Annotated in this window: 27 protein-coding genes, 1 pseudogene and 1 riboswitch; of the genes and pseudogenes, 18 read left to right on the top strand and 10 right to left on the bottom strand. The window is 34.6% G+C overall.

The window, feature by feature from the left end; translation table 11 throughout:
* Window positions 1-128 precede the first annotated feature (128 nt).
* Window positions 129-650: a hypothetical protein gene (locus ACTWP4_RS14180; protein WP_443129585.1), complete on the bottom strand. Its 522-nt coding sequence runs from the start codon at window positions 648-650 to the stop codon at window positions 129-131.
* 119 nt (window positions 651-769) lie between these two features.
* On the opposite strand from ACTWP4_RS14180, the gene ACTWP4_RS14175 reads away from it, so the two are divergent.
* Complete coding sequence (locus tag ACTWP4_RS14175) at window positions 770-1,687, top strand: phosphatidate cytidylyltransferase (protein ID WP_443129432.1); 918 nt, start codon at window positions 770-772, stop codon at window positions 1,685-1,687.
* A 68-nt stretch (window positions 1,688-1,755) separates the two neighbouring features.
* Here the strand turns inward: ACTWP4_RS14175 and ACTWP4_RS14170 are convergent, their stop codons facing one another.
* Window positions 1,756-2,037: a hypothetical protein gene (locus tag ACTWP4_RS14170; protein ID WP_443129431.1), complete on the bottom strand. Its 282-nt coding sequence runs from the start codon at window positions 2,035-2,037 to the stop codon at window positions 1,756-1,758.
* Window positions 2,038-2,211: 174 nt separating this feature from the next.
* Between ACTWP4_RS14170 and ACTWP4_RS14165 the strand changes: the two genes are divergently transcribed.
* A complete protein-coding gene (locus ACTWP4_RS14165) occupies window positions 2,212-3,417 on the top strand; it encodes a Bcr/CflA family efflux MFS transporter (RefSeq protein ID WP_443129584.1) in 1,206 nt (401 codons plus the stop codon).
* Window positions 3,418-3,437: 20 nt separating this feature from the next.
* Here the strand turns inward: ACTWP4_RS14165 and ACTWP4_RS14160 are convergent, their stop codons facing one another.
* Complete coding sequence (locus ACTWP4_RS14160; RefSeq protein ID WP_443129430.1) at window positions 3,438-3,905, bottom strand: nucleoside deaminase; 468 nt, start codon at window positions 3,903-3,905, stop codon at window positions 3,438-3,440.
* Between the two features lie 278 nt (window positions 3,906-4,183).
* On the opposite strand from ACTWP4_RS14160, the gene ACTWP4_RS14155 reads away from it, so the two are divergent.
* Window positions 4,184-5,350: an HD-GYP domain-containing protein gene (locus ACTWP4_RS14155; RefSeq protein ID WP_443129429.1), complete on the top strand. Its 1,167-nt coding sequence runs from the start codon at window positions 4,184-4,186 to the stop codon at window positions 5,348-5,350.
* 144 nt (window positions 5,351-5,494) lie between these two features.
* Window positions 5,495-6,685 (top strand): PqqD family protein, encoded by a 1,191-nt coding sequence (locus tag ACTWP4_RS14150; RefSeq protein WP_443129428.1) that lies wholly within the window; start codon window positions 5,495-5,497, stop codon window positions 6,683-6,685.
* Window positions 6,686-6,720: 35 nt separating this feature from the next.
* Here the strand turns inward: ACTWP4_RS14150 and ACTWP4_RS14145 are convergent, their stop codons facing one another.
* Window positions 6,721-7,527, bottom strand: coding sequence for a VLRF1 family aeRF1-type release factor (locus ACTWP4_RS14145; RefSeq protein ID WP_443129427.1), 807 nt, complete (start codon window positions 7,525-7,527; stop codon window positions 6,721-6,723).
* A gap of 228 nt (window positions 7,528-7,755) precedes the next feature.
* Here ACTWP4_RS14145 and ACTWP4_RS14140 point away from each other — a divergent pair, with 228 nt between their 5' ends.
* The 4 genes from ACTWP4_RS14140 (at window position 7,756) to copZ (ending at window position 11,489) form a co-directional block, all read left to right on the top strand.
* Window positions 7,756-8,412, top strand: a complete 657-nt coding sequence (locus ACTWP4_RS14140; RefSeq protein ID WP_443129426.1) for an SOS response-associated peptidase — start codon at window positions 7,756-7,758, stop codon at window positions 8,410-8,412.
* Between the two features lie 151 nt (window positions 8,413-8,563).
* Complete coding sequence (locus ACTWP4_RS14135; protein WP_443129425.1) at window positions 8,564-8,866, top strand: metal-sensing transcriptional repressor; 303 nt, start codon at window positions 8,564-8,566, stop codon at window positions 8,864-8,866.
* Between the two features lie 16 nt (window positions 8,867-8,882).
* Window positions 8,883-11,252, top strand: a complete 2,370-nt coding sequence (locus ACTWP4_RS14130) for a heavy metal translocating P-type ATPase (protein WP_443129424.1) — start codon at window positions 8,883-8,885, stop codon at window positions 11,250-11,252.
* A gap of 30 nt (window positions 11,253-11,282) precedes the next feature.
* Window positions 11,283-11,489: a copper chaperone CopZ gene (copZ, locus tag ACTWP4_RS14125; RefSeq protein ID WP_443129423.1), complete on the top strand. Its 207-nt coding sequence runs from the start codon at window positions 11,283-11,285 to the stop codon at window positions 11,487-11,489.
* Between the two features lie 115 nt (window positions 11,490-11,604).
* On the opposite strand, the gene ACTWP4_RS14120 is transcribed toward copZ, so the two are convergent.
* The gene (locus tag ACTWP4_RS14120; protein WP_443129422.1) at window positions 11,605-12,153 is read right to left on the bottom strand and encodes a PilZ domain-containing protein; all 549 of its coding nucleotides are present in this window, start codon (window positions 12,151-12,153) and stop codon (window positions 11,605-11,607) included.
* Between the two features lie 234 nt (window positions 12,154-12,387).
* Between ACTWP4_RS14120 and ACTWP4_RS14115 the strand changes: the two genes are divergently transcribed.
* The 3 genes from ACTWP4_RS14115 to ACTWP4_RS14105 are packed head-to-tail and all read left to right on the top strand — an operon-like array spanning window position 12,388 to window position 14,633.
* On the top strand, window positions 12,388-12,963 hold the full coding sequence (locus tag ACTWP4_RS14115; protein WP_443129421.1) for a TetR/AcrR family transcriptional regulator: 576 nt from the start codon (window positions 12,388-12,390) through the stop codon (window positions 12,961-12,963).
* A gap of 46 nt (window positions 12,964-13,009) precedes the next feature.
* A complete protein-coding gene (locus ACTWP4_RS14110) occupies window positions 13,010-13,942 on the top strand; it encodes an SDR family NAD(P)-dependent oxidoreductase (RefSeq protein WP_443129420.1) in 933 nt (310 codons plus the stop codon).
* 13 nt (window positions 13,943-13,955) lie between these two features.
* Window positions 13,956-14,633 (top strand): DUF2306 domain-containing protein, encoded by a 678-nt coding sequence (locus ACTWP4_RS14105; RefSeq protein WP_443129419.1) that lies wholly within the window; start codon window positions 13,956-13,958, stop codon window positions 14,631-14,633.
* Between the two features lie 115 nt (window positions 14,634-14,748).
* Here ACTWP4_RS14105 and guaC read toward each other — a convergent pair whose 3' ends face one another.
* Window positions 14,749-15,723, bottom strand: coding sequence for a GMP reductase (gene guaC, locus ACTWP4_RS14100; RefSeq protein WP_443129418.1), 975 nt, complete (start codon window positions 15,721-15,723; stop codon window positions 14,749-14,751).
* Window positions 15,724-15,946: 223 nt separating this feature from the next.
* On the opposite strand from guaC, the gene ACTWP4_RS14095 reads away from it, so the two are divergent.
* Complete coding sequence (locus tag ACTWP4_RS14095; RefSeq protein ID WP_443129417.1) at window positions 15,947-16,756, top strand: helix-turn-helix transcriptional regulator; 810 nt, start codon at window positions 15,947-15,949, stop codon at window positions 16,754-16,756.
* Window positions 16,757-17,019: 263 nt separating this feature from the next.
* Here ACTWP4_RS14095 and ACTWP4_RS14090 read toward each other — a convergent pair whose 3' ends face one another.
* Together ACTWP4_RS14090 and ACTWP4_RS14085 are read right to left on the bottom strand one after the other, a co-directional pair.
* Entirely contained in the window at window positions 17,020-17,601 is a 582-nt protein-coding gene (locus ACTWP4_RS14090; protein WP_443129583.1) for a pectate lyase, read from the bottom strand.
* A gap of 24 nt (window positions 17,602-17,625) precedes the next feature.
* A pseudogene (locus ACTWP4_RS14085) lies at window positions 17,626-18,129 on the bottom strand (RICIN domain-containing protein); the annotation flags it as partial.
* Window positions 18,130-18,356: 227 nt separating this feature from the next.
* Window positions 18,357-18,401: riboswitch (PreQ1 riboswitch) on the top strand.
* A 78-nt stretch (window positions 18,402-18,479) separates the two neighbouring features.
* On the opposite strand from ACTWP4_RS14085, the gene queC reads away from it, so the two are divergent.
* The 4 genes from queC to ACTWP4_RS14065 all read left to right on the top strand — a co-directional run bounded on the left by queC (window position 18,480) and on the right by ACTWP4_RS14065 (window position 21,003).
* Window positions 18,480-19,148, top strand: coding sequence for a 7-cyano-7-deazaguanine synthase QueC (gene queC / locus ACTWP4_RS14080; RefSeq protein WP_443129416.1), 669 nt, complete (start codon window positions 18,480-18,482; stop codon window positions 19,146-19,148).
* Window positions 19,148-19,615 (top strand): 6-carboxytetrahydropterin synthase QueD, encoded by a 468-nt coding sequence (gene queD / locus ACTWP4_RS14075; RefSeq protein WP_443129415.1) that lies wholly within the window; start codon window positions 19,148-19,150, stop codon window positions 19,613-19,615. The genes queC and queD overlap by 1 nt, the downstream gene beginning before the upstream one ends.
* A complete protein-coding gene (queE, locus tag ACTWP4_RS14070; protein WP_443129414.1) occupies window positions 19,608-20,336 on the top strand; it encodes a 7-carboxy-7-deazaguanine synthase QueE in 729 nt (242 codons plus the stop codon). The genes queD and queE overlap by 8 nt, the downstream gene beginning before the upstream one ends.
* A gap of 193 nt (window positions 20,337-20,529) precedes the next feature.
* Window positions 20,530-21,003, top strand: coding sequence for a GNAT family N-acetyltransferase (locus ACTWP4_RS14065; RefSeq protein WP_443129413.1), 474 nt, complete (start codon window positions 20,530-20,532; stop codon window positions 21,001-21,003).
* A gap of 127 nt (window positions 21,004-21,130) precedes the next feature.
* Here the strand turns inward: ACTWP4_RS14065 and ACTWP4_RS14060 are convergent, their stop codons facing one another.
* On the bottom strand, window positions 21,131-21,580 hold the full coding sequence (locus ACTWP4_RS14060) for a GNAT family N-acetyltransferase (protein WP_443129412.1): 450 nt from the start codon (window positions 21,578-21,580) through the stop codon (window positions 21,131-21,133).
* A 238-nt stretch (window positions 21,581-21,818) separates the two neighbouring features.
* Here ACTWP4_RS14060 and ACTWP4_RS14055 point away from each other — a divergent pair, with 238 nt between their 5' ends.
* The gene (locus ACTWP4_RS14055; protein ID WP_443129411.1) at window positions 21,819-22,328 is read left to right on the top strand and encodes a GNAT family N-acetyltransferase; all 510 of its coding nucleotides are present in this window, start codon (window positions 21,819-21,821) and stop codon (window positions 22,326-22,328) included.
* Window positions 22,329-22,434: 106 nt separating this feature from the next.
* Window positions 22,435-23,223 carry an alpha/beta hydrolase gene (locus tag ACTWP4_RS14050; RefSeq protein ID WP_443129410.1) on the top strand — a complete coding sequence of 263 codons (789 nt, stop codon included), beginning with the start codon at window positions 22,435-22,437 and terminating at the stop codon, window positions 23,221-23,223.
* A 33-nt stretch (window positions 23,224-23,256) separates the two neighbouring features.
* On the opposite strand, the gene ACTWP4_RS14045 is transcribed toward ACTWP4_RS14050, so the two are convergent.
* A partial coding sequence (locus tag ACTWP4_RS14045) for a hypothetical protein (protein WP_443129409.1) occupies window positions 23,257-23,439 on the bottom strand: 183 nt, incomplete at its 5' end.

The raw sequence follows: 23,439 nt of genomic DNA, 5'->3' as shown, positions 1-23,439 counted from the left end.
TATGAAGAAAATCAGGATCTTCATAGCTCGGGTTAGGATATTTGTAGAAACCTTCACCAGTAGCTGTTCCTTTATCCCTGTCCGCCGACATCATTCTACAAATTCATTCGATTATTAGGTATTAATGGTTAATGTTGCTTAACAGGGGCATAATCAAATAATTTCCCTTCATATATTAATTCCATCTGATCATTCTTTCTGAAATCTTCAGGTGTCACCATGGCGGGGAGTTTATCCGATAATTTAATACCAGATCGATAAAGAATATCTGCTACAAATTGCGAACAAAAATATGAATTACTGAATTCAACTGGTTCCTTTAATGAGACTCCAATCACGCCAAGGATATTGTAGAGAAACTTATTATTATTTTTTATAAATACTTCCAATATTCGTTTCATTTTCTCGATTTCACGTTCGGTTACTTGTAGACGGTAGATGACACAAGTAGTATTACGATATTTACTATACGTACCAGTCAAAATATCCTCTTTTACAAATCCACCGTTTAAAGGGTTTTTGGGATTTTTTCTTCCAAAACTGTACATTTCTTTCAACTCCGCATCAAAAGCAAGAGAAGCATGGTTATAAGGTGCCTTTGTATATGTTTTGATAACGTTCGTAAATAATGTACCTGTATCAGATAACATAATATAAACATATTTCTCTTCACTCAAAATCATCACCAACCAGAAATAAGTATGCTCTTTTCATTATAACGCATTTACTGTAAAATGAATGCAGTTTTTAAAAAGATTGGGTGAGAATCATGCGGGAAACGATTTGGACTTTATCTATAATTTTTGCTATTTTATTGATCGTATCAATAGTTTTTAAGATTATTATTACAAAGATACAACCTGGAAAAGATTTTTCCACGATTCAACTTCGAGTGAAAACATGGTGGGGGATGTTCGTCATCTTCAGTTTTGCAACGTTATTTAATACGATCGTTTCATTACTCGCTATCATGATATTATGTTTTTTTGCATTAAGAGAATATTTCTCAATGATGAAAACAAGGAAGTCAGATAGACGAATTTTCTTATGGTCTTATTTGATGATTCCCCTTCAATTTTACTGGATCTACATCGGTTGGTACGGCATGTTCATAGTATTTATTCCTGTCTATGTTTTTTTGTTTTTACCACTTCCACGCATTATTGGCAAAGGTACTGTTGGCTTTTTACGATCAGTTAGCTTTACCCACTGGGGGTTAATGCTGATGGTATTCGGTTTAAGTCACTTGGCATACTTCCCAGTTGCTACTCCGGAATTTGGGGCAAACCTTGTTTTGTATTTGATTATTCTGACTCAAATCAATGATGTCACTCAATATTTGATTTCTCTTTATCTAGGCAAAAGAAAAGTTGCTCCAACAGCTAATCCATATATTACGTGGGAAGGATTTATTGGAGCACTCTTAGTGACAACTTTAATATCCTATTTCATTTATCCTTTATTGACACCTTTAGATGTAACATTTGGTATCGCCTCAGGAATTTTGATTAGTGTTGCAGGATACTTTGGAAGTTTGACGATATCCGTGTTGAAGCGTGATCTTTTAATAGGAAATAAAGAAGCAATGGAGAGGTTGAAGGATCGTTATCTTAACCGAATTGATAGTTTAACTTATACTGCACCAGTCTTTTTTCATGTGATTCGTTACTTTTTTGATTTTATGTAAAAATAATTATGATGAAGTAAACCCTGGAGAAGTGATCTTCCTCAGGGTTTATCGGGTTTAAGTACTGATCAATTAGCAATAATATATACTTCTTGTTGAAGACATTTTGTTAGTTCCTCCAATGTTACTTGAGCATTTTCTCCTTCCACAATTAACTTGATTTTACATTTAGGACTCATTGTTAATGAAAAAGAAACTAGATTTGCCAGGTTTTCAAGAGTAATCGTTTCATGATTAATAAGTAGGTATACCTTCACACGGTAATTTTTTTGATATGTGTGTAAAGCTAATAGCTGATTAATTGTTAATCTTTTATCCAGATGAAAATCTTTTGATAGAAATTCCTTCATGCTGCATCCTCCTTTTTAAAACTTATTTATCTATAACACGTATAACATCAAATGAAACGATTTCTTGTATTAAAAGTTCATGACAAATGTTACAAATGATTAATGTTAGATGAATGCCAATTACTATAACTTCTACATAACTTCTTATATAATAAGTGGAAGGGAGGGTTTATCATCGAACAGAAATTACATAATCCAACTGGAAAACAACGAATCGGCTTAGCATTTTTGCTTGCCATGCTAGCGATGTTAGGACCGTTTAATATTGATATGTATTTACCAAGTTTCCCACAAATAGCAAATGACTTAGATGCACGTGCTTCGCTTGTTCAATTAAGTTTAACTGCCTGTTTATTAGGTTTAGCTTTTGGGCAATTAGTAATTGGATCAATCAGCGATGCAATTGGAAGAAGAAAACCGATTTTAGTCTTCATTTCGCTATTTGCGATCTTTTCATTGGTTTGTGCATTAGCACCTAATATCATTATTTTAGTTTTTGCTAGATTTTTACAAGGGTTTACTGCTTCGGCTGGTGTTGTGTTATCTCGAGCGGTAGTACGAGATGTCTTTGACGGAAAAGCATTAACCAAATTTTTTGCGTTATTAATGGTCATTAATGCAACAGCACCAATGATTGCTCCGATATCAGGTGGTGCTGTATTATTATTGCCTTTTGCAACATGGCATACTATCTTTATCTTTTTATTCATATTAGGAATAGTGATGGTGACAATTAGTGCGTTTAAATTGCCTGAAACATTACCAGAAAATGAACGTAGACCAAGTTCCATTACCAATTCTTTAAAAACAATGGCTTCTTTATTGAGAGACCGGTCATTTATTGGTTATGCGATTGTGGTTTGTTTTGTACAAGGTGGAACATTTGCTTATGTAGCAGGAACGCCATTTGTATATCAAGATTTATATCATGTTTCGCCACAAGTTTTTAGTATTCTGTTTGGAATTAATGGCTTGGCAATTATTTTTGGTAGTTTTCTGGTCGGTAGATTGAGTAGCTATTTTTCGGAAAGAAGTCTGCTGAGAACAGGTGTCATGATGTCTTTGACGGCTAACACCATATTATTATTAGCGACGATTTTTCATTGGCCACTGTATATGTTAGTTGTTCCATTATTTATTCATCTAAATGCAGTCGGGATTATATTAACTAGCAGTTTCTCGCTTGCGATGGAGAAACAAAAAGAACGTGCAGGAACAGCAAGTGCACTTCTTGGTATGCTGCCTTTAATAATGGGGGCAATTGTTGCGCCAATTGTAGGATTGGATGAAACTACAGCTGTGCCAATGGGGGCAGTACTATTTACCAACTCTTTCATCGGTGCGATTATTTTCTTTACATTCACCAAACAAAAAGGATGAGTTCGACTCATCCTTTTTTTCTAGTATTCTACTTTATCAGTTGTCATCTCCCATAATTGGAAGGGTAATTTATTACTATTAATATTCATTTGCCTCATATATAAATTTCTTTCTTCGGCATTTAGGGCGATTTGATCATATATGTATTGGTCATCAAATCCAATCTTTGCTGCTTCTTCTCTAGTATTGAAATAATACACCGCTTTAGGACGTGCCCAATAAATCGCCCCAAGGCACATCGGACATGGTTCACAACTTGTATATATTTCGCAATTTGTTAATTGATAATCATTAAGATTTTTGCAAGCATCTCGAATTGCACTGATTTCAGCATGTGCAGATGGATCATTAGTTGTTGTGACGACATTTGTCCCTTTACCCACGACTTTATTGTCTTGAACAACCACAGCACCAAAGGGGCCACCATTTTTATTTTCTATATTCTCGTAAGCAATTTGTAAAGCAAATTTCATAAATTCTTCCTTCATTTTGACTTCCTCCTTATCCTTTATTAAACATATTATACTAGTAAGTGCCAAAACATGATGTGTTTGTGATATTATATGCCACATAAATTAACGAATAGTCCTCTATAGCATTACTATAGTAGTATGAATAAATGCTTAATTAATAATAGATTGATTTACAAGTCTCGACATTTATCTTATACTTTAAACAGAATAAATAAATTTTTATATAAAAACATAGGAAAATTGTAGAAATGTTGTTCTTTATATAGTATAATTTGTTTAGAAAGGATTTATAAATGAAAAATACACATAGGTACTCAAATCTATTAAATGAAGAAAAAAGAACAACGGTAATGTTTTTATGGTTGATTTATGTTATTTATTTTACTTACGAAATAATTTATTATGTTATAGTTCCATTAGTACCTTGGCTGGAGCCAGATATTCAGAAAGATGCTCTTTCCTACATAAAGTATTTTGTCATTTTTGGACTTCTGCCTATTGCTTATTATTATTTAAAGAAAGAAAACCCTTCTCCCATTAAATATATCTTATTTCTTGCAGTAACATTTTCAGATATTCTTATAGATGCTCTTATATATTATGGAAGTGAACAATCATATGCAAGTGGAAATATTATTGAGCTTGTAATAATTATATTTTCACCAATATTTGTGAGTAAACGATTCTTTTACTTAGTCTTGTTAGGAACAGCTTTTAAATATTTAGTATTAGGATTAATTTTGTTAGATGCAGTTGTTACTCTACCCTTGTTTTTAATTCTAATGTTTTCAGTTGTCTCTTGCATTGTTTTATTTCGTTTTCTCGGTTATGTCAGAGCTATACAATGTTCTTATGAGAAACAAATGGAAGGAATTGTTAAAGGGGTTATTACAACAATAGAATTAAAGGATCCATATACTCGAGGCCATAGTGAAAGAGTTGCAGAATATGCCGTAACATTAGCTAAGGCTACTGGAGAATTTGATGATGAAGAGTTAAAAACTTTCTATTATTCTTGTTTATTACATGATGTAGGGAAAGTACATATACCAGATTCCATTTTAAGCAAACCAGGTAAATTAACAGAAGAAGAATTTGACATAATTAAAACACATCCTACAGTTGGTGCACAAGCAATCGCAGAAGTTGAAGGCATTGCTGAAAACATTAATGTGATAAAGCATCACCATGAAAGATGGGATGGTAAGGGTTATCCTGATGGATTAAAAGGGAATCAAATTGATTATTTGGCAAGAGTAGTATCAATCGCAGACGCATTTGATGCAATGACATCTTCAAGATCATATCGTGCTGCATTACCTATAGAAAAGGCTTATGAAAATATACTTAATGGAAGTGGAACCCAATTTGATCCTGATTTAATTACCATTTTCCAAAAAATCTATCCTAAATGGGTTGATTACCATAACAGCTACCATGAATTATCAAATAAATCATGATTACATTGAAAGGAGATAAACACATGAAGGTGAAAAAATTAAAAAAACTTACTCTTCCTTGTTGGTGGTGTATTTTCGGTCCATAGGATGCTATTTTAAATAGCGTCCTTTTTTCTTTTAGAACTAAATACAGGAGGTGAAATAATGGAACTGGACCTTAAGTCTAAAGTGATTTTACAATCTCTAAAAGTCAGAAAAGACAAAAAACATTATATCGTCGAAAAAAATGAAACTGGTGAATTTTTTGAAATGCCTGAAATTTGCATAGAGGCAATCGAAAGTATTAATAATAATGAATCATTAGCTATCATTGAAAAAAAATTAACGGATAAATACAAAGAGGAAGAGGTTGATTTATTAGATTTTCTACAGCAGTTAATCGATTTAGGGCTTGTAAAAGAGGTCGACGGTAAGGAAATCATCGCTCATACAAAGGATCAGTCAACAAAAGGCTTTACTAGTATTTCACCTACTTTCGCCGCATTACTTTTTAATCGGTTAACCATCCCTTTATTCATTATATTTATTATTGCCAATGTCGGTATCTTTTCTTTCTACACTGATTTTTTACCTGCTTATACAGACTTATTTATATTTGATTCCATGGTGTTAAACATCTTGACTTATATGCTACTATCATTAATTTTAATCATTTTGCATGAGTTTGGTCATATTTTAGCTATAAGATCCTTCGATTTACCGGCAAATGTTCAAATAGGAAATCGCTTGTTTTTGGTGGTTGCCGAAACAGACTTAACTGCTGCTTGGAAACTTCCATCCAAACAAAGGAATCGTTTGTTTTTAGGTGGTATGTTCATTGACCAACTTATTCTAATTACCATACTAATAGTGAAAATGACAGTATCTATTGATCATTATCTTATTAACGGAATATTATCTTTAGTAGTTCTTGATATATTTATCAAAACAATTTATCAATGCTGTTTTTATATGAAGACCGACCTATATTATCTAGTAGAAAATATAACAGGTTGCTATAATTTAATGGAAAACGGAAAAAATTATATGGCTAATTGGGTGCCATTTCTACACAAAGATGACACCACTACCACCTTTGAAGGTGAGGAAAAAGTAGTTAAATTATATGGTGTATTCTCATTTGTTGGGGTTTTATTAACAATGAGTTTATTTGTAGTTTATTTTATTCCGCAAATGGTTTATTTAATGACCAATACATTACCACATTTAATGAATCCATTAGGTAATCCATTCTTCTGGGATGCCCTAGTAATTGTTGCTCAATTCATTCTAATGATAAGTTTATTGATTTATTCCATTAGAAAAAAGAGAAAATCTGCTTTAACTGAAGATTGACAAGATATAAAAATCGAGCTGTCTCAGCTCGATTTTTAGCTGAGAACAGCCTCGTTGATTACTTTCATTTTTTCATGCTCTAACATATTCTTAGGAACTACTTTAGCTATTTCTTTATTCATATTATTGGATAGATCTTCCGCTTCTTCTTTATGACCTACTATAATAATCTTCATCCAATCCTTATCTTTAGCTAATTTATCAAGTGTAGAAGCGATATTTTTATACCAACGGTAACGATTGGCTTCAAAACGTGCTTCAAATTGTTCTTGTTTTGTATTTTTTCCACCAGATCCCATAGATGGCTGGGCTCGGTGTGGGCCTGTATGTTCACGCCAATCCTCTGTATCGAGGTCTAATTCATAAAATCTAGTATCTTTTATTGATCCGAGTTCCGTATCCAATATTTTTATAGCTTCTTTCTGAGTCAGAATGATACCTGTTTTCGGGAACTGATTAAACATATTTTTAATCTGATCTAGTTTTGGTGTTTCTTCCCAACTAAACTCGGTTTCAACAGGCATTTGAAATTTTCTAGCAAACCAAACTGATTGATCACCTGTAGCAAAAATCACAACACTTTTTGCTAAGTTATGCTCATTATCATGCATATACTTTTCAACCATTTCTTTCACTACCCAATAATTTCGCTTTTCATCGCTGTCTCCATCTCTTTGTAAATAATTTTCAAAGCTTTTTAAACCATTTTTCAAGTGTAGTTTCCATTCTCCACCTGGTTGTACAGGATCGGATGGATCTGTGTTTAAATACATACTAAATACGCGTTGAGGTTTTTCAAAATAAACATTTTCCAACTTTTTAATTTCTTTACTGATATCCATAAAATATTGCACGCTCCTTTTTTAGTATGATCATTACTACTTATTCTCTAACCGTTTTGAGTATGATTAAACTTATATCATGCTATTTGATTATTAATACCTAGAAGAGAAGCGCTAATAAAGATCAATAAAAGATAGTATACTAATTGTATGAGTATTTCCCGGGAAATGCCAAAAAATAAACGAAAACAGGATGAATGACCCATTTTCTAAAAAGAGGTGATCAATATGTGTGGAAGGTTTACATTGGACACATCGATAGAAGTACTGGAAAGTGAGTTGGGTATTGAACTAACAGAATTTCAACCAAGTTATAATATTGCACCAACGCAACAAGTGCTTTCTATTGTAGGAAGTAATGAAGGAAGAAAAGCTGGATATTTACAATGGGGACTAGTTCCAAGTTGGGCTAAGGATCCCAAAATAGGAAGTAGGATGATAAATGCGAGAAGTGAAACTGTTGATGAAAAAACTTCCTTCAAACGATTATTAAAAAGCAGACGATGTTTAGTTGTTGCTGATAGCTTTTATGAATGGAAAAGAGAAAAAGAAGATAAGCAACCATATCGAATTACAGTTAACGATGGGCGTTTATTCACTTTTGCGGGATTATGGGATCGCTGGAAGCGGGAAGATAAGGAAATTGTCACATGTACGATTTTAACTACAAAACCAAATAGCCTTATGGAATCGATACATGACCGGATGCCAGTGATATTACAAGATCGTGACCAGGATAGTTGGATAGATCCAACCATTCAAGATAAGTCATTCTTGAAAAGTCTACTGACACCGTTGGATTCTTCTATGATGAGAGCATATCCTGTTTCCAAACAAGTAAATAATCCGAGTAATAATGATAAATCATTAATAGAACCTGTGTAGAATGTTATGAAAAACTATTTAAAATGGAGTAAATTGACAAAGCTAACACATTTCCCCCTGTGATAAGCCAATTATTTAAAACAATATAGTTGACTTTTTATACCTAAGGGGGGTATAGTATATATAAAGATATGGAAAGGATGTGTTAAATGTGAAAGATTCCCTGCACCAACATCCAAGTAAACCACGATCGAAAGATGAAATTCAAGCTACTGTTAATCGTTTAAAACGAATCGAAGGCCAGGTTCGGGGTATACAAAAAATGATCGAAGAAGATCGTTATTGTGTAGACGTCCTTGTGCAAATTAGTGCAATTAATGCAGCACTTAAAAAGGTAGGCTATTCCATCACCGAAAGACATATCAAGCATTGTGTCAGTGATGCTATCCTGTCAGGGAATGGTGATGAAACGATTGAAGAGCTGATGGATGTAATGAAACAATTCTCCAAGTAGAGGGGGTATCCTATAAATGAGTGACGACAGAAAAGTAACTTTAGGTATAACAGGAATGACATGTGCTGCCTGTTCGAATCGTATTGAAAAAGTGCTGAACAAAATGGACGGTGTCAATGCACAAGTTAATTTAACAACGGAAAAAGCAAGTGTTTCTTTTGATCCGGAAAATGTCCAATTGGAGGACGTTCAAGCAAAAATTGAAAAGTTAGGTTATGGGGTTCAGACAGAACGGATCGATTTGGATGTATATGGTATGACATGTGCTGCTTGTTCGAATCGCATTGAAAAAGTATTAAACAAACAAGATGGGATTCAGAAGGCAACGGTTAATCTGGCGACGGAGAGTGCATCTGTTGAATACAATCCTTCTTTTATTGAAGAAACAGACATGATCAGTCGTATTCAGAAACTTGGCTATGATGCAAAACGAAAAGCTGACAATCGAGATCAAGTTTCACAAAAAGAAAAACAGCTTCAACAAATGAAGAAAAAACTGACTATTTCAGTAATATTGACATTACCCCTTTTCGTAACAATGCTCGTACATTTATTTAATGTAAGTATACCTGAAATATTTATGAATCCTTGGTTTCAGTTTGCTTTAGCGACTCCTGTCCAATTTATCATTGGTTGGCAGTTCTACCTGGGCGCATATAAAAACTTGCGAAACAAAACAGCGAACATGGATGTATTAGTTGCACTTGGCACTAGTGCTGCTTACTTTTACAGTGTTTATGAAATGATTGTGAGCAGTACACCTCATCTTTATTTTGAAACAAGTGCAGTCATTATTACACTAATTCTTTTTGGTAAATATTTAGAAATTGCTGCGAAAAGTAAAACAACTATGGCGATTTCGAAATTACTTCATCTACAAGCGAAAGAAGCAAGAGTGATTCGTGACAACCAAGAAGTAATGATCCCAATCGAACAAGTAGAGGTTGGTGATCAATTAATCGTAAAACCAGGGGAAAAAATACCTGTCGATGGTATTGTTACTGATGGTCAAACTGCAGTAGATGAATCCATGATAACAGGGGAGTCAATCCCAATTGAAAAAACAAGTGAAGATATGGTTATCGGTTCCACCATGAATAAGAATGGATCCATAACAATGAAAGCAACCAAAGTAGGTAAAGATACTGCGTTAGCTTCGATTATTAAAGTCGTAGAGGATGCACAAGGCTCAAAAGCACCAATCCAACGTCTGGCAGATGTGATTTCAGGTTATTTCGTGCAGATTGTAGTTGGTATTGCAATCATCACTTTTCTGATCTGGATCACACTGGTATCACCAGGAAATATAGAGGTATCATTAGTGGCCACAATAGCGGTATTAGTAATTGCTTGTCCGTGTGCATTAGGACTTGCTACACCGACTTCAATCATGGTTGGAACAGGTAAAGCAGCAGAATCAGGTATTCTATTTAAAGGTGGAGAACACCTTGAAAAAACACATCAACTGGATGCAATTATCTTTGATAAAACAGGTACATTGACAAAAGGTAAACCGGAAGTAACTGATTTTGACGGTAATGAGGAAACGTTGCAATTGTTAGCCAGTGCAGAAAAGGGTTCTGAGCATCCATTAGCAGAAGCTATTGTCACATACGCAGAAGAGAATGAACTACAAGTAGATAAAGCAGCATCATTTAAAGCAATACCTGGGCATGGTATAGAAGCGGAAGTGAACGGGAGAACCATTATTGTTGGGAATCGAAAGTTACTCCAAGATAACGGTATCGAAACGAAAGAAAAGGAAGAAACATTAAAAGGTTATGAAGAGAATGGAAAAACCGCAATGCTAATTGCCGTTGATGGTAAACTTAGCGGTGTAATTGCTGTTGCAGACACAATAAAACCGTCTGCTATTGAAGCTATCCAACAATTAAAAGCGCAAGACTTAGAAGTAATCATGTTAACTGGTGATAATAAAACTACTGCTCAAGCAATTGCAAAACAGGTTGGTATCGATCAAGTTTTTGCAGAGGTATTGCCTGAGCAAAAAGCGGAAAAAGTAAAAGAAGTACAGTTACAAGGTAGAATCGTCGCAATGGTAGGTGACGGTATAAATGATGCACCTGCATTAGCGATTTCAGATATAGGGATCGCGATAGGAACTGGTACTGAAGTGGCAATAGAAGCAGCTGATGTCACCATTTTAGGTGGGGAATTACTGTTGATTCCAAAAGCTATTAAATTAAGTCATGCAACGATTCGTAATATTCGCCAAAACTTATTTTGGGCACTTGCTTATAACAGTGCTGGTATTCCAATTGCAGCTGCTGGATTATTAGCACCATGGATAGCGGGTGCGGCAATGGCATTTAGTTCTGTAAGTGTTGTTACAAACTCACTTCGATTGAAACGAGTGAAAATATAAACAGTAAAAAAACAAAAAGGAGAGATATAAATGGAACAAACTACATTAAAAGTACAAGGGATGACATGTGGTCATTGTAAAGCGTCTGTAGAGGGAGCATTAAAAGAATTAGCTGGTGTATCCAACGCAGAAGTGAATTTAGAAGAAGGTACAGTGAATGTATCATATAATGAAGCAGACGTTACGATTGAAGCAATGGAAGAAGCAGTAGAGGAACAAGGATACGATATTGCATAAGAAGAAAAGAGTTACCAGATAAAAATGGTAACTCTTTTTTTATCGCGGTGCTAATCGTCCATAAAAGTCCCTTGATGGAAGTCTTACTTTATGTCTCTCATTATACACTTCTTTTTTAACGTGCTTTATACATTTTTGCCTTTTTCTCTTTTTCCACCATTACTTCATTTAACGCTTTAGTGATCCGCATTCTTTCTTTCTCGGTCAATTTATAAAATTTGACTCCATATGCTATTTGATTACTTAGCTTATGTTCCTCTTTTCGGATAATTTCGCCTTTTAAAATGAAATGGTATGATTTGATTGCTACATTTAGTTTGATCAAAACACGCTCTTTTACCGGAAAGTTAAAATGGCATAAAAACTTTAAACCACTAGTGCTGATATTTTCAATATAGCCATAAAATTGTTTGTTTTTTAATTGTTTCAGATGGGAATTTTCTAGTTGTATGAGAGTAATCAGACATGGTTGTTGGTATAGAGTGATTCGGAAATTATGGCGGGTATTTTCTTCAAGTATGTTAGTATCATTCGAAGTATGGGATTCATTCTTGTGTTTTTTTATTTTTGTATTCTTGTAATAAAAGACAAAGGTGACAACGAGAGCAATTATGGATATTAAAATTTGAGAAATAACGATTAATTCAATGAGAAATCCCTCCAAAATCAATTAAGATACTATGTGTGATCCAAAAATACTATATGAATCATTACAATTTGCTTATATATTTATAATTCGCCATCTAACCAGTAATTTCCTCCCTGTATTTTTGTTAAAAAATAGGTAAATAAAACTATTGAAAATAGGTTTTAAAAATATATGAGTATTATATTGACAATCAATACCATTTTTTATATTATTTAATTGAACAGTGGTTAAAAAAAGGGGTTAAAAGATATGGCACCGCGAAAAGCAGTAGCTCAAGAACTTTCAAGAGAAGCAATTATTGATGTTGCACACCAGCTCTTTGTGGATCAAGGATACCAAGCTGTTTCGATGAGAATGATAGCCAGGGAACTAGGGTATAGTCATGGAGCTATTTATTATCATTTTAAAAACAAAGCTGATTTATTTTATGCAATGATAGATCAAGACTTTGCCATGATCAACAAGGAATTAGACAGCTTAGAAAAATTAGAGCTTACACAAGAAGAGAAGCTAAAAGAACTTTTAATTGGATTCATCCGATTTGGATTGACTTATCCTAATCATTATGAAGTGATGTTTATTATGAAAGACAAAGAATTGCAACACTACATGACCAATGCACCTGAGCAGAGTTATCAGCAGTTTGCACAGGCAGTTGCAACATTAACAAACAAGCAAATAGAAATTAAGAAAATCTGGTCTGTTTTTTTAATGTTACATGGTTTTGTTGCCCACTATTGTAGAATTGGTCATTCTTTTCAAGAAGTAGAAGACTTAGCAGCATCACATGTCGATATGATTTTAGCGATGATATCCAACGACTAATTTTTTTAATTATTAATTGAACGATAGTTAATTAAAGGAGGATATGATGAAAAAGGTAATGGTTATAGGAGCTAGCGGAGGTATGGGGCAAGCGATTGTGTCGGAATTATTAAGTAGAAATATAGAAGTAGTAGCATTTGCACGTAATAAAGCAAAGTTAGAAGCACTCTTCGGACATGACAATCGAGTAGAGATCCTTTCGGGTGATGCACAGCAAAAAACGGACATTGAAAAAGGTATAGAGGGAGTAGATATTATCTTCCATGCACTGAATGTTCCTTATTCACAGTGGGAAGAAAAGCTTGAGCCGATCATGAAAAATGTTACTGAGTTGGCACAAAAATATGGTTCAAAGTTGGCGGTTGTTGATAACATCTATGCTTATGGGAACGGACATGGAAAGAAGATAAGGGAAGACTATCCGAAGCAACCACATACCAAAAAAGGAAAAATGAGATTACGACTTGAAGAGATTCTTCATAATGCTGGAGTTCCTGTACTAATTGTTCATTTTCCTGATTTTTATGGTCCTGGTGCTGACAATACGATGCTCCAATTTTTATTTGCATCTGTGAGTAAAAATAATTCGGCAATGTTTATTGGAGATCAAAAGGTAAAACGTGAATATATTTATACACCAGATGGTGCTAAGGCCATTGTTACATTAGCACAGAATCCTGAAGCTTATGGACAGAACTGGAACGTTCCTGCTACTGATATTATTTCAGGAGAAGAAATTATAGAAATCGTAAGAGAAGAAGCGGCATTTAAGAAAAAGGTCTTTACAGTAAAAAAAGGTCTCATCTTCCTTCTTGGGTTATTTAATAAAGATATGAAAGAAGTAGTAGAAATGCTTTATTTAACCGAAAAGCCTGTTGTATTAAGTGGAGAAAAATATGAGCAACATATCGGAGCTTTGCCGCGCACTTCTTATCAAGAAGGAATTAAACAAACATTAGCTTATTTAAAAAAGAATTGATGGGGGGAAAACGATGATATTTGATCTGTTTCGCATTTCTCATATTATTGCAGGCTTTTTGGCATTGCTCGTATTCTGGATTCCAATCGTAGTACGTAAAGGAGGAAAAATACACCGAAAAGTCGGATGGGTATATACTTATTCTATGGCTATTGTGGCTGTGTCAGCATTTTATATGGGTTTTTACCGGATTTTTTATGATCCTCTAGGAGATAAAGCTTTTTCATGGTTTCTTGTCTACATTGCGATACTAAGTGCAGCAACAGCTTGGTATGGTATCCGAGTATTAAAATTTAAAAAAAGAAAATACGCTCATCGACAGATTGGAGATCTTGCATTTTCATTTAGTCTAGTCCTCAGTTCAGTCTTCATCAGTGTATATGGAATTTATATTGGTAGTCCATTATTAAGTTATTTCCCTGGTGTTGGTTTATTTGTAGGCGGAAGTCAGCTATATTATTGGCTCCGTAAGCCTAAAATAAATGGACATTGGTATATCGAACATCTAATTGGCATGTTAGCTTGTTCTATTTCGACAATTACAGCATTTATTGTCTTTGGAGCACCAAGACTAATGAATATAGAATCCGTCAGTATTTTCTTATGGTTTGCACCAACTATTGTGATTACACCAGTGATCATAGGGTTCAGTGTATATTATGGAAGGAAGTTCAAACAGAAAATTAAATAATACACAAGAAGTCTCCGTATAAACGTGGGTATAACCTTACAAATTTCAACCTATTCTGATAGACAACACAATATGAACAAAAAAGCACACCTTAACTTACAGGTGTGCTGAATGATTAATCCCCATTAAATATAGAATTTTTAACTACAACATAATCGACAGTGCGGATAGCATTTAGCGTTTGTCCACCTGCGTATGAAATAGACGATTGCAAGTCTTGTTCCATTTCAGTCAATGTATCTTGAAGTGCTCCTTTATGTTCAACATACATTTTTTTACCTTCGACATTTTTCTTTTCACCTTTTTGATATTCAGATGCAGAACCAAAGTATTCTTTGTACAGTTTACCGTCTTGTTCTACCGTCGTACCAGGTGATTCTTCATGGCCGGCAAAAAGGGAACCGATCATTACCATGGATGCGCCAAAACGGATCGACTTGGCAATGTCACCATGTGTACGAATACCACCATCTGCAATGATTGGTTTCGTTGCTGCCTTCGCACACCATCTTAATGCCGCAAGTTGCCATCCACCAGTACCAAATCCTGTTTTAACTTTAGTTATACAAACTTTTCCAGGACCAATCCCTACTTTGGTAGCATCTGCACCGGCATTTTCCAATTCACGAACAGCTTCTGGCGTACCGACATTTCCTGCAATTACAAATGTATCAGGTAAATGTTTTTTTATATGCTTAATCATATCAATCACTGCATTGGAATGTCCATGTGCAATGTCAATTGTTATATAGTCTGGTACAAGTGCTTGATCAGCAAGTTCTTCGATAAAATGATATTCCTCATCTTTCACACCAACACTAATGGAAGCGATTAAGTTATTTTCCTTCATTGATATAATAAAATCTTTTCTTGTTTCTGGTTCAAAGCGGTGCATCACATAAAAATAATTACGTTCTGCTAAAAAAGTAGCAATTTTCTCATCAATAATTGTCTGCATATTAGCAGGAACAACCGGAATGCGGAATGTGTGCTTTCCAAACTGAATGGATGTATCACATTCACTTCGGCTATTTACGATACATTTTGCAGGAATTAATTGAATATCTTCATAATCAAATACATTTTCCATTTATATCACTCCTAAAGACGAACGTTTTATATGTGTTATTCAGAAATATTCGCCTTAGGTAATATAATATATATACTGTAAATTGTCAATGGTTATCTCACTTAAACATATTTTTTACAAGTACATATATCTTTTCAGCTATCGAACCGAAAGAATGATAGTTAGACTAGCTTCATCCATGTAAGTTTAGTAAAATGGTAGAAAATAGTCATGAGGTGTTTTTATGGTTCATAACTCTCCTGAAATAGAAGCAGCTATAAAATACATCAAGTCGAATTTACATGAAGAAATCACACTCCAGCAAGTAGCAGAACATGTTGCCTATAGTCCCTATCATTTCTCTAGAAAGTTTAAAGATCAAATCGGTCTGCCACCACACTATTATTTATCTGCTCTCCGATTACAGAAGGCGAAAGAATTACTGATTTATACAAATTTAACAATAAGGGATATAGGAATGGAGATCGGTCAACAGAGTCTTGGAACCTTTACTACTCGTTTTACGCAAAAGGTAGGAGTATCACCCTCCGTTTTTCGTCAGTCCGAAACTTTTGTCACGAAACATCTGCAACAAATTCAATTAAAAAATGAGGTACCTTTGGAAGCTTTTAATAGAAAAAACTTGCAAACTGTTCGAGGCAAGATTATCTCACCTACGCCGGTTAATGGCATTATACTAGTAGGTTTATTTTCTAAGCCTATCCCAGAAGGTTTACCTTTGTATGGGACAATACTCGAATCAGCAGGAGAATTTGTGTTTGAAAATGTAAGTGAAGGGACATATTATTTACTTTCTACTACTGTTAATACTGGGATGAAGAGTTCCGAAATTTTATTAACAGAATCCACACTTAGAGCGAAACTGGAACAGCCTATCAATGTCCAGCCACATCGAGAAATTCCACAACTTAACGTCACATTGCGTCCGCCACGAATAGGTGATCCGCCAGTTCTTATTTCAACAGGTGTATTGATGCAGCAATATTTATCATCCCACATAGAAGATGCCAATTTAGAAGAAATTTCAGAATAAATAATGGAATATAATAGGAGGACAATAACGAGAGTTACAGAGTGTAAGTAGTGAAAGTGTTATGGAGTCATCTATATCAAGCGGAGTAAAAAGAGAGCCTTTTAACTTAAAGAGTGCGTTTAACTAGTAAAAATACTAGTTAAACGCACTCTATTTAAAATGGAGATGTCTATGCTGCCGAAAAAACTTCTAACGTTCTAAGATAAAGAAGACTACCTGATTGGTGATAATCAGAGGCTTAGTCGCCCATATTTTCTTCTTATTTAAAATTCGTAGTTATTATTTTCAGAGACATTTTGGACGTTGTACCACTTTGTGCCAACATTAGAATATCTAGTATTGGACATCGTAACTTCACTTGAACTACTGTCTGTTCTGAAAATTGCTTCATCCATATCGGTAATGACACTGCTTTCAATAATGATACTTGTTTTAAAGGTTGTACCACCATTTTGGCGAATCATCTTACCAGCATTTGTTGCAGTGAAGTTAATTATTTCAAAAGTGGAAGGTGCATTAACTTGAAACATTTTGTCATCTGAATTTTGGGCAAAACCACCCTTTAGGGTAACATGTCCTTCATCTTTGATGGTTAAAGCATCTTCACCAATGTCTTCCCAAACTACATTTTCTACTAAGACATCACCATACGTATGGACGCCATCTGCAGCAGGATGCCCCAATACAACATTTTTAAGAGTAGCACCGTCCTCCAATCTGAAGACTGATTGTTGATTTTCCGATTGGCTTCCATCACCCAATGTATCTGGATTGGCTACATATCTTCTACCTTGCCCATCAAAAGTTTCGCCTGCTGACACGACAATTGTTTCATTCACTGTAATAGTGTCAGTTGGTGGAACCTCAATAATTTGCCATTGTTGGTGTTCTCCACCATTATCATCCCACTGGACAATGTTTGCGCCATTCTCATTGGACCGCTCAAATACTTCCAATGCCTTGCCACTATATCTGTTTAATATTTTATAGTAGCCATTGCCAAGATCTACAATATCCCATTGTTGACTTGTTCCATTCCAATCAGACCATTGAGCTACGTTAGCACCATTACTTGTAGACCAATCGTATACTTCAAGTGCCTTTCCACTATGAATGTTAATGATTTTTTGATAACCTTCTCCTACATCAATAATTCTCCACTGTTGATTCATTCCTCCGAGGTCATCATATTGCACCACATTGCCACCGTCCGAAGTAGACCATTCGTAAACTTCTAACGCTTTACCACTCAACCTATTAATAATCTTGTAACTTTTACTAGCGTCCAGACTGGCAGCTTCGACATTTTCTACAAAAAAAGCACCTGTGACAAGAAAAGTAAGCGCTAACAAAAATAAAAATTTGTTTTTCATTTTTTACATCCTTTCATCCATTTTTAGAATGCGTTGAAAAAGCTACTCTAGATGGTACTGATTGTAATAATTGGCCAATATATTACATATACTATTATATAGCTTGAAATATAGTTTTCAAGAAAAAACTGTAAATTATTTGAAGAGATATTTGACTTCCTTTTATATAGGTGAATATGCTATACTACAAATTGTGCTTAAAAATTACATACAAGTCTGCTAATAAAGCAGGAGAGGTTCTAGCTACACCCTCTATAAAAAACTAAGGATAATCATACCGAGCCTTAGGTATGTTTTTTTGTTTTGGGTGTATAGAATTCTCTTTTTCAATGTGAAAGGGGAATTTTTTTATGGATAAAAATAAACGAGCAGTAGTCGTATTTAGTGGTGGTCAAGATAGTACCACATGCCTTTTTTGGGCGTTAGAAAAATTTGATCATGTGGAATTAGTGACATTTGATTATAACCAGCGTCATCAGCAGGAAATTGGGGTAGCAAAAGAGATTGCAGCAGAACAAGGTTTAAAACATCATATTTTGGATATGTCATTGTTAAATCAATTAGCACCAAATGCCTTAACAAGAGATGATATTGAGGTAGCTGATGGAGAAGACGGAGAACTTCCCAATACATTCGTTCCTGGCAGAAATCTATTATTCTTATCGTTTGCAACTATTCTAGCAAAACAAATCGATGCCAAACATATTATCACAGGTGTTTGTGAAACAGATTTTAGTGGTTATCCGGATTGCCGTGATATTTTTATTAAATCTTTAAATGTTACGTTAAATTTATCAATGGATGATGATTTTGTCGTGCATACACCGTTAATGTGGTTGGATAAAGCAGAAACATGGGAACTGGCAGATCAATTAGGTGCTTTTCATTATATCCGTGAGAAAACATTGACCTGTTACAACGGTGTCCGAGGAACTGGTTGTGGTGAATGTCCAGCATGTCACCTAAGACAAAAGGGGTTAGACACCTATTTTGCAAAACGTAATGGAGTGAATAATTAATGTACGGCTTTCGAATTGTCGAGAATTTACAAAAAATAGATCAGGATATTAAACGAGAACAATTAAAATATCATCAAAAACGTGTGATGGTAAGTAAGGAATTTACTTTTGATGCAGCACATCATCTTCATTGTTATGAAGGGAAATGTAAAAACCTGCACGGACACACTTATAAAGTAGTTTTCGGTATTAGTGGATTTGTTAATGAAATTGGGATTGTAATCGATTTTGGTGATATTAAAAAGATTTGGAAAGAAGAAATTGAAGTCCATCTCGACCATCGATATTTAAACGAAACATTGCCAAAGATGAATACAACGGCTGAGAATATGGTCGTGTGGATTTTTGAAAAAATGGAAGAGTCATTAAGTGATTTTCCGAATGCATGTCGAGTGGAATTTGTTCGTCTGTTTGAAACACCAACAAGCTACGCAGAAGCCAGACGGGAGTGGATGATCAGTGAATAAGCTCCCCGTTTTGGAAATATTCGGCCCAACTATTCAAGGGGAAGGCATGGTAATTGGGCGTAAGACGATGTTTGTACGCACTGCTGGCTGTGATTACAGCTGTGCATGGTGCGATTCTTCATTTACTTGGGATGGCAGTGCGAAAGAAGATATTGTAAAAATGACAAGTGTAGACATTTTTGAGCGATTAAAAGAAATCGGTGGTGACAAATTTGACCATGTGACGATCTCTGGTGGTAACCCAGCACTTCTCAAACATATGGGTGAGTTAATAGAAATATTGCATTCAAATAATATGGAGGTAGCCCTAGAAACGCAAGGAAGTCGTTGGCAAGACTGGTTTTTAGAAGTGGATGATTTAACGATATCCCCTAAACCACCAAGCTCCAAGATGAAAACAAATTGGTCGATGCTTGATGATATCGTTGCACAATTAGAGAAGAACGATCGTCTCACACAAACAAGTATGAAAGTCGTAATTTTTGATGACAATGACTTGGATTATGCTAAAGATGTACACAAAAGTTATCCGGGAGTTCCTTTTTTTATACAAGTAGGTAATGATAATTTGGAAGAAGTAGCACCAAACGAATTAGCTAGCCATTTATTAACGAAATATGAATGGTTAATTGATCAGGTGATGAACTCAAGTGCTCTAAACGATGTACGTGTGCTTCCGCAGATTCATACATTGGTGTGGGGAAATAAGAGAGGCGTGTGAAACGATCGGTTATTTTCGAGAAATTGAAATATCTTACTCAGTTTAGACCAAATCGATAGAAGATTTGGTCTTTGATGTTTACAACATGATAAAAACTGAAAAAATAAAGGATTTTACCTCCTTCATTTTTTTGTATGGTGAGTTAAGTTTTTTTTATGGTAAAATTGACCAAACGAGTAAGGGGGGGATAGGAGTGAAAATACGTAATGTGACAAGTTCTGATTATAATGTGATATCTCCTTTGATAGACGAATGGTGGGGACGTAGGCAAATGTCAGATAAGTTACCTAAGTTATTCTTTGATCATTTTAATAATACAAGTTACATTGCTGAAAAAGATGGTGAAATTGTTGGTTTTTTAATTGGCTTTTTGTCTCAATCTGATTTGGATGTCGGATACATACATTTTGTCGGTGTTCACCCCAATTACCGTAAACATCATATAGGCAAACGTCTTTATAAAGAATTTTTCAATGTGGTTAAAAAGAATAATAGAAACGTAGTACGTGCTGTCACTTCACCAATTAATAAGGTTTCTATCGCTTATCATACTAAGATGGGATTTAGTATCGAAAATGGTGACAAAGAAGTTGACGGCGTTTCTGTGTTTTCTAATTATGATGGCAAACATCATGATAGGGTATTGTTTACTAAAGTGATTGATTAGAATCTAATCGATTGTAGAATGATTCTAATTACGTTAAGAAGCAAGTTGGTTTTTTACCCAAATCACAATGTTCATTAAAAAGACGTGCTATGGTTTGCACGTCTTTGTTGTCTTGTAGTAATAAGCATTATTTCTCCAATTGCCATTTCAACATATTATTTTCTATATCTATTCTTTTGAAATCTAACTTTTCTAATACTCTGGTAGATGGAAGATTATCAACCTGACATTCGGCAATAACTTTATTTATATTTCTAAATGAAAACGCCCATTGTATAATTTTCTTTACTGCTTCAGTGGCATAGCCTTTGCCTTGTACGGAAGGCACTATTCCATATCCTACTTCTATGATGCTACCTGAATTCGGCTTTCCTTTAAATCCAATATCACCAATAACAGTGTCATTTTCTTTATCGATAACAAACCATACACCCCAACCTAAAAGGGAGGCATCTTCCTTTAGCGCCTCTAAATACATTGGTATATGAGAGCCAAATTCATATTCCTCTGAAGTTGAAATAAATAATAATGATTCTTCTGTACATGGGATGATTTTTAATCTTTGCGTTAATTCCATTATTTCTCTCCTAATTTATATTTGTTTTATCACCTTGGTATAAGTTAACAAAATGTTTGATTCAATCATATTCAATTCTCCTTTCAGTTCATCTTGTTATATTTTACAATGAAATAGAGTGTTGAAGTGGAAAAATTTTCATTACTCGTTTGATGAGTTTTTGTGAAGAAATGTAATTTAAAATGAATAGATATTGTGTTAATGAAGCCAAGATTGTTTCAGAGAGAGGATGAAATTCATGAAAATAATGGAAACGGAAAGACTGTATTTGAGAGAATTGAACATGGACGATACTCAAAAGTTATCAAATGTTCTTTCAGATTCAGAATCAATGCAATACTATCCTGAGCCGTTTACTTTGGAGAAGGTGGAAGAGTGGATTAAATGGAATATTAATAATTATAAGAAATATAATCATGGGTTATGGGCAGTAGTTTTAAAAGATGAAGATAGATTCATTGGAGATTGTGGGATTACAATGCAAGAAATTGAAAAAGAAACAGTACCAGAAATCGGCTTTCACATTATAAAGGACTACTGGAATAAAGGATACGCTACAGAGGCTGCAATGGCTTGTATGGAACATGCATTTGATGTTTTACATTATCCCAAAGTATATTCATACACCACCATTCAAAATCTACCTTCGCAAAAAGTAGCGGAGAAAATAGGGATGCAGAAATATAAAGTATTTGAGAAAAATGGAGAAAAACAACTAGTTCAAGTAGCAATGAATGAAAAAGTATAGTTTGTCATTTTCGCCATGTATTCGCTAAAGAAGGATTATCCGAAATGAGTAGAGAATTAAATAATAAGTTTTAAAAATGAATTTTTTATGTTAAGGGGGTTTTCCGTTGAATAAAATCAAATTTGATTTCCCGGTAGCTGAAAGAACGTTTAAAGTGGTACAGGATAGAAATTTAGTATTGTACATATTTGAACCGAAAACACACCAAGAAAACAGACCAGCTATTTTATTTTTTAATGGAGGTAGTTTTAAAAAGGATTCCAAGACCCCAGCACAGTTTCAACATCAAGCAAATTATTTTTCTTCTAAGGGCATGGTGGCAGTTTGTGTTGATTATCGAAATGGATCTGATGAAGGCTTCTTACCACCCCAAGCAATATGTGATGTTAAATCCGCTGTCCGATGGGTAAGAAGAAATTCCTCTGAGTTAGGAGTAGATCCTAATAAAATAGTAGTATGTGGTTCATCATCAGGCGGATATATTACTGTTTCTTCGATTATGTTTAAGGAAATAAATGACGATGAGGAATATGATAATGAAAGTACCGACCATATCCCCAATTTATTGATTGTTTTTGCTGCGGGGATGGATGGGATTGACATTATGAGAAGGCGATACCCTCAAGTACTCGAAGAAGCTACTCGGCTTTCGCCAATTCATAACGTTAAAAAATGCTTGCCCACTACATTATGGCTTTGTGGAACAACTGACGACCTGTATGAACAAAATAACCAATTTATTAAACAGATGATAGAAAAGGGAAATGATATAACTTTTAAAACAGTTGAAGGTATGGCACATGGCTATTTTAACTATGGCAGACATAATAATGAGTATTATCATAAAACAAGATATGAAATGGAACAGTATCTACTCTCGTTGGAATTAATTTAGTAGAATAGTTTATTCATTGAATCAACTCCATGTTTAACTAATAGTCAACAAGGCGATCATCATAGATCGTCTTTTTTTTTTTTTTTTTTTTTTTTTTGTTCGCCCGGCATGGGCGAACTCTAACGGGTGAAAGTCCTGAGTGCGACCTAGTAGCGGTAAGCACATAGCCAAAAGCAACGGTGTCCACGGTGACGTGGAATCGGAAGGAAGCTCAAG

It is taken from the genome of Gracilibacillus sp. D59 (assembly GCF_052246695.1).
Taxonomy (GTDB): Bacteria; Bacillota; Bacilli; order Bacillales; family Amphibacillaceae; genus Gracilibacillus.
The sequence above is the reverse complement of the archived record's forward strand: the minus strand, read 5'-3'. Positions and strand labels throughout refer to the sequence as shown.